Consider the following 7,335-nt stretch of genomic DNA (forward strand, 5'->3'; position numbering starts at 1 on the left):
TGTCGGCGGTTCCGGTGACCGGGTCGCCCGGGCTGAGGATGGTGAATCCGACCGCGCCGTCCTGCTCGGGCCGCAGGCGGACCTGGACGGTCAGGTTCGGCTCGTGCAGGGTGACCGGCCGCGTCCAGGCCACGTTCCGGATGCCCGAGACGCGGTAGGGCTCGTCGACGGAGGCCGCCACTGCGGCTCGGGCCAGTTCCAGACAGGCGGCGCCGGACAGGACGGGCCTGCCCCTGACCTGGTGGTCCCGCAGGAAGAACTCCTCGCCGGTGTAGACGGACGTGAAGCGCTGGCCGTGGAGGGTGGAGCTGTTGACGTGCACCAGCGGATGGAGCTGCGCCGGGGCCGCCGCCTGGCCCGGCTCGGCCGCGGTGGCGTCGGCCAGCCAGTGGCGCTCGCCTTGGAAGGGGTAGGTCGGCATCGATATGCGGCGCGGCGCCGATGCTGATGCGCTGCGCAGCGTCGACCAGTCCACCACGAGGCCGGTCGTCCACAGCCTGACGAGCTCGCCGTAGTCGCGCCGCGCGAGCGCCGCGTCCAGCGTGCGGGTCTGCTCCGCGTCGGCGGTGAAGACGGCCAAGGTGCCCTGCCGGCGTTCCACCCGGCCCCGGTACAGGCCGGTGGTCACCGGCTCGCCGGACAGGAACGCCCGGAGCTTCGCGGTGAGTTCACCGGTCGTGGCCGCGAGGAGCCCGAGGCGTTCCTCGTAGGCCTCCCGGCCTGTCTGGAGGGTGTGGGCGATGTCCGCGAGCTCGGCCGTGGCGCCCTCCCCTGTCGTCCAGCGCAGCAGCTGATCGGCCTGTGCCCGCAGGGCGTCGTCCGTCCGGGCGGACAGGACGACGGCCGCGGGACCACCCGGAGCGGGAGAGCCTCCCGCGGGGCGGGGCGCCGGGAGGTACTCCTCCACGATGACGTGCGCGTTGGCGCCCCCCGCCCCGAAGGAGGAGATGCCGGCGATCCGCGGCGCGGGGGTGCCGTCTGCGCCCGTGGGGCGCCTCCACGGTGCCAGCTCCCGGGCCACGGAGAAGGGGCTGTTCTCGAAGTCGATGTGGGGGTTGAGCACCTCGGAGTGCAGGGAGGGCGCGAGCTGGCCGTGCTTCATCTGCAGCAGCACCTTCGTCAGCGCGGCGATGCCGGCCGCGCTCTCGGCGTGCCCGATGTTGCTCTTGACCGAGCCGATCGCGCAGAACTGCGTCCGCTCGGTGTGCTCGCGGAAGGCCTGGGTCAGACCGGTGATCTCGATCGGGTCGCCGAGTGAGGTGCCCGTTCCGTGCGCCTCGACGTAGCTGACCGCGTCCGCGGAGACTCCGGCCTCGCGGAGCGCATGGCCGATGACGTTGTACTGCGCGCGCGGGTTGGGCACGGAGTACCCGTTGGTCTTGCCGCCGTGGTTGACCGAGGTGGAGCGGATGACGCCGTAGACGGTGTCGCCGTCCTCGCGTGCGCGGGCGAGTGGCTTGAGCAGGACCGCGCCGACCCCCTCCCCCGGGACGTAGCCGTCACCGCCCTGCCCGAAACTCTCGCACCTGCCCCTGCTCGACGCGTACTTGCCGCTGCCGAGCATCAGGAACTTGTTGGGGTGCAGCGAGAGGTTCACGCCGCCCGCGACGGCCGCTTCACACCCCCCCGTCCTCAGGCTCTGGCAGGCCAGGTGCAGCGCGGTGAGCGACGAGGAGCACATGGTGTCGACGGCCATGCTCGGACCGTGCAGGTCGAAGGCGTACGACACCCGGTTGGCGATGGTCGACGCGCTGCCGGACAGCGTGACGTTCCGGCCGCGCGCCTGCTCCTGGGCACCGTAGAGCTGGTACTCCTCGTACATCACGCCGACGAAGACGCCGACGTTGCCGGGAAGGCCGCGGTCGTCGCAGCGGCTCAGCGCCTCGCGGGTGTACCCCGCGTCCTCGAACGTCTCGTGCACGCACTCCAGGAACAGCCGCTCCTGCGGGTCCATGAACGCCGCCTCGCGCGGGGCGATGTTGAAGAACAGCGAGTCGAAGCGGTCGACGCCGTCCAGGAAGCCGCCCCACTTGGTGTAGGTCCTGCCGGGCGCGTTCTTGTCAGGGTCGAAGTAGCGGCCGTGGTCCCAGCGGTCGGCGGGAATCTCCGTGACGCTGTCGCGGCCTTCGGCGAGGTTCTGCCAGAACTCCCGGATGTTGCGTGCCTGGGGGTAGCGCCCCGCCAGTCCGATGACGGCGATCTCCGTGTCCCCGCGCACCGGCTCGCGACGGCTGCGCCGCACGACGGCCGGGCGGGCGGGCCCGGGCCGTGCCCCGCCCCGCACGGTGCTCTCGGCCGCCGGGGTGGCGGACGGCTCGGGGGCTTCCGCTGCGAGCAGTTCGACCAGGCGCGGCCGATGCGCACCGACGAAGTATCCGGACAGGGCGCTGATGCTCTGGTGCTCGTAGAACAGCGTCTTGGACAGCGATCCGAAGACCCGCTCCAGCCGGTTGGTCAGGTTCATCGCCAGGATGGAGTCGATGCCGTAGTGCTCCAGGGCGTCGTCCGCGTCGATCCGCTCGGCGGGAACGCGTAGCTCGGTGGCGAGGAAGTCGACCAGGTACCGGCAGGCCCGCTCCTCCAGCGTGCCCCCCGAAGGGGCGCCGCCGGCGTCCTGCGCGGGGGTGGCGTCCGGGAGGCGGACGGCACCGGTCGGCTGGGTGCCGCCGGCTCGCTGGGCGGTCGTTTCGGCGGTGTACGCGCGGGAGGTGAACCCCCGCAGGCGGCAGCACGGCATCCCGGAGTCGTCGAGGAGGTCGATGTCCAGCTTGCGGATCCCGAGGCCGGGCCGGTCGTCGTCGCTGTACCGGACCCACGCCCACATCTGCGCGGTGCACGGCCCCAGGACGTCCAACTCGTCGAGCGCGAAGGGGAGGTGGAGCGGGGCGGGGCCGGCGTCCGCGCCGTCGCCGTCCCGGCCGAACAGGCCGACAGCACACTGCAGGGCGGCGTCCAGCAGGCTCGGGTGCAGCACGTACGCGTCCGTGTCGGCCGGCGCACCGGAGGGGAGTCGCAGTCGGCCCAGTGCCTGCCCGTCGCCGATCGCCACACTCTCGATGCCGCGCTGCGCGGGGCCGTAGTCGAGGCCCAGGGACCGGTAGACGCGGTAGCACTCCTCGGCGTCCATCCGGGCGGCACCGCACGCCTCCCGCAGCGCGGCCACGTCCACGGCCACCGGTGTGGCGGCGGCGAGGGCGCGCACGGTGCCCTGACTGTGCACGACGGGGTCCGCGTCCGGGTCCTCTCCCGGAACGCTGGAGATCTCGAAGGCCGCCTCCCTGGCGGGCGCGGCGTCCCCGGGCAGCGGAACGGTACCGGCGGGCGCGGCGTACAGCGTCGTCGTGACGTGTGGCGGGTGCTCGGCGACCGTGAGGGGCTGGGCCCACACCACGTTGCGGAGCACGGTCCGACCCCTAGGACTGTCGAGTGAGGCCTCCAGCGCGGCTCGGGCCATCTCCAGGTACGCCGCTGCCGGCAGCACCTTGCGCCCGTTGACGACGTGGTCGGTGAGGAAGAACTCCGCTCCGGAGAAGTACGAGCCGAACCGCTGGGCGTCGAGGGTGGAGGTATTGGTGTGGATGAGCGGGTGGTGCCGGCGGGCGGCGGAATCGGCGGGGCCGGCCGCCGCGGCCAGGTCGCCCACCCAGTAGCGCTCGCGGGCGAAGGGGTAACCGGGCAGCGGGAGCATGGGGGGCCGCCGGGGCCCGTACAGCTTGGCCCAGTCGACGCTCAAGCCCTTGACCCACAGACCGAGCAGCCGTTCGAACTTGCCCTTCTCGATCCACACGTCGACGGTCGTGGCCATGTCGCCGTCGTCACCGAGGGCGGCGAGGGCCTCGCGGTGCTCCTTGACGTTGCCGAGGTGCAGGTCGTCGACGTCCTGCTCCCCGGCGACGAACCCGGTGAGTTTCCGGGTGAGGTCGGCGGGCGAATCGACGAGGACGGCGAGGCGGTGGTCCATCGCCTCACGGCCGAGCTGCAGCGTGTGGGCGACGGCGCCGAGGTCGACAGTGGCGGGGTCCTGCGGCAGCAGCCAGTCGAGCAGGTCACGGGCCCGCTCACGCAGCCGCTCGGGGTCCTTCGCCGAGAGGACGACCAGGCGCGGGGTGCCCTCGGGTGCGGGAAGGGGCGGGGGGTCTGCTCGGCGGTACTCCGCCACGACGACGTGGGCGTTGGATCCGCCGGCGCCGAACGAGGAGACGCCCGCGATCCGGTCGCCTTCCGTGGTCCGCCCGTCGCCGCCTCCGACCGCGGGCCGCTTCCACGGGGCCGTCTCCCGCTGGAGACGGAACGGCGTCCGGGCGAAGTCGATGTTGGGGTTGGATTCCTGCGCGTGCAGGCTGGCCGCGATCTGCCCGTGCTGCATCTGGAGGATGACCTTGAGCAGTCCGGCGATGCCTGCGGCGGCCTCCAGATGGCCGATGTTGCTCTTCAGCGAGCCGAGGGCGCAGTGCTGCCCGGAGCCAGGGTCAGACGCGAACGCCTGTGTCAGCCCGTCGATCTCGATCGGATCGCCCAGCTCGGTGCCGGTGCCGTGCGCTTCCACGAAGCTCACCTCGCCCGCGGAGACGCCCGCCCCGGCGAGCGCCTCGCGTACCACCTCGGCCTGCGCGACCGGGCTGGGGACGGTGTAGCCGTTGGTCCGGCCGCCGTGGTTGATGCTGCTGCCGCGCAGGACGGCCCGGATGCTGTCGTTGTCGCGCTCGGCGTCGGACAGCCGCTTGAGCAGGACGACCGCCACGCCCTCCCCCGGCACGAACCCGTTGCCACCGGCCCCGAAGCTGCGGCACCGGCCGTCCTCCGACAGCATCCGCTTGCCGGACATCAGGGCGTAGTTCGACGGATGCAGGTAGAGGTTGACCCCGCCGGCGACTGCCAGGTCGCACTCGCCGCGGCGAAGGTGCTGCATCGCCTCGTGGACCGCGCTCAGCGACGAGGAGCAGAGGGTGTCGACCGGCAGACTGGGCCCGGTGAGGTCGAGCAGGTACGACACCCGGTTCGCCACCGAGGCGAACGAGGTCAACGGGTGCAGCTTCTCGTCGCGCCTCCACAAGTCGGGCCCGTACAGGTCGAACCCGGTCTTCGAGACGCCGGCGAAGACACCCACCTTCCGGCGATGAGCGTAGGCCAGCCGCTGCCGGGTATAGCCCGCGTCCTCCAGCGCGTTCCAGGACTCCTGCAGGAAGAGGCGCTCCTGCGGGTCCATGCTCATCGCCTCCTGCGGCGAGATGGCGAAGAACAGCGGGTCGAACTCGGCGAACCCGTCCAGGAATCCGCCCCACTTGCTGTAGCTCAGGCCCGCCGCCACCGCCTCGTCGCGGTCGGGGTGGTAGAAGTCCTCCAGCGGCCAGCGGTCCTCGGGGATCTCCGTGACGCAGTCCCGCCCGGCGGCGAGGTTCTCCCAGAACTCCCGCAGGTTGCGGGCCTGCGGGAACCGCCCGCTCATGCCGATGACGGCGATCGCGTCCTCGGTGGGAGCGGAGGTGGACGGGGTGACCGCGGGCGCCTGCCGCTCAGCGGGGCGGGCGGACGCCGGCCGCTCAGCGGGGCGGGCGGACGCCGGCCGCGGTGCCGCGGCGGCCTGCCGGGGTGCCGCAGTCCCCGTCCAGTCCAGACACCCCTGCCGGTGCGCCCGGAGGAAGTAGGACGCGAGGGCGTCCAGCGCATTGAAGTCGTACAGCAACGTCCGGGGGAGATCCGGGAAGACCGCGGCGAGCTTGCGGTTGAGCCGGGTGACGACGATGGAGTCGATGCCGTAGTCCGTCAGGGGCGTCTGGGCGTCGATCTTCCCGACGGGCAGGCCGATGACACCGCTGAGCAACTGCCGAAGCCTGCCGACGACCCGGTCGCGCAGTGCCTCCTCACCGATGCCTTCGGGCGGCGCGGCAACGGGAGCGGTGACCGTGGCGGGGGCCGGGGCGGATCCGGTGCTGGTCTCCGACTGCCCGAGCAGGGCCCTGCGGATGCGGGGGACGTCGCCCTCGACCGCCATCACCTGGCAGTGCTCCGACCCGAGGGACTCGTGGAAGACCCTGATGCCCGACTCGGTACGCAGAGCGTGCATGCCGGTCTGCTCCCGCAGGGCCTGCTCCGTCTCCGTGTCCACCGGCATTCCGCCCTCGGCCCACAGCGGCCAGTTCAGCGACAGGCTGCGCCCGGACCGCAGCCCCTGCGCGACCAGGCCGCCCCGGTGGTGGGCGAACGCGTCGAGAAACCCGTTGGCGGCTGCGTAGTCGCACTGGCCGACGTTGCCCGTGACCGCCGCGGTGGAGGAGAACAGGGCGAAGAAGTCCAGTGCGTCGTCCTTGGTGGCGGCGTCGAGGTTGAGGGTGCCCGCCGTCTTGGGGGCGAGGACCTCACGCAGTTCCTCGGCGCTCTTGTGCGCAACGAATCCGTCCCGGAGCACTCCGGCGCTGTGGATGACGCCGTGGATGGCACCGTGCTCACGCCGCACGCCGGCCAGGTACGCCTCGACACCGGCCGGGTCGGACACGTCGAGCCTGGTGTACTCCACCCGCGCCCGCGAACGGGAGAGGCCTTCGAGCAGATGGCGCCGGCCGCTGTCGAGGGCGGAGCGGCCACTCAGCAGGACGGTGGTGTTCTGTACGGACCGCAGCAGATCCCGGGCGAAGATCAGTCCGAGCCCGCCGAGCCCTCCGGTGACGACGTACGTACCGCCTTCCCGCCAGGACGCGGCCGTTTGCTCGAGGCTCACCGACTCCTGCCAGGTCAGTACCTCGCGCACGTCGTCGCGGAACCGCACGACGCGGTCATGGCCGCGCTCGCGACTGTCCAGGATCCGCGCGGCGGTGTCCGCGGGCCCGGCGGCCGGGTCGACGAGAAGCAGCTGGGGCACGATCCCGGGGTTCTCCAGGCCCGCACTCCTGACCATGCCGATCAGACCCGACAGCAGGAGGTCCTCCCCCTGCGGGGAGACCACGAGCTGCACCAGAGTGGGGCGCAGTTCCGGGTCGCCGGCCAACGGGCGGAGCGAGGTGAGCACCTGGGCCGCGAGCTCGGCGTAGCGGTCCGCGAGCCCCGTGGCCCCGGACCGCAGCAGGCGTACGTCGACCGTCGCGTCCTGCCGGCGCAGGGCGTCCTCCAGTGCCGACGGCCCGGCGAGGAGCACCACGTGTCCTGGTTTCCGTGCGGTCGCAGGGGTGTCCGCCGTCTTCCAGAGCGGGTGGCACCGCAGCAGCCCCGCCGGCGGGGCGCCCGTGGGCGATCCCGGTCCCGTCCGCTCCTGACGCTCCTTCAAGAACCTCTTGACGTGCTCCTTGGAGACGCGATCGGCCTTGAGATCCAGCAGAAGCCGCTCCAGCTGGCTGTCCATGA

General features: G+C 72.3%; 1 protein-coding gene (cut by a window edge). It reads right to left on the reverse strand.

The window, feature by feature from the left end; translation table 11 throughout:
* Window positions 1-7,333: the 5' portion of an SDR family NAD(P)-dependent oxidoreductase gene (locus ACFY8O_RS30485; RefSeq protein WP_387908065.1), read on the reverse strand. It extends 6,362 nt beyond the left edge of the window; 7,333 of the gene's 13,695 nt are visible here — the first part of the coding sequence; the start codon lies at window positions 7,331-7,333; the stop codon falls past the left edge of the window.
* Window positions 7,334-7,335: the final 2 nt, after the last annotated feature.

The organism is Streptomyces argenteolus, assembly GCF_042902585.1.
Lineage (GTDB): Bacteria > Actinomycetota > Actinomycetes > Streptomycetales > Streptomycetaceae > Streptomyces > Streptomyces argenteolus.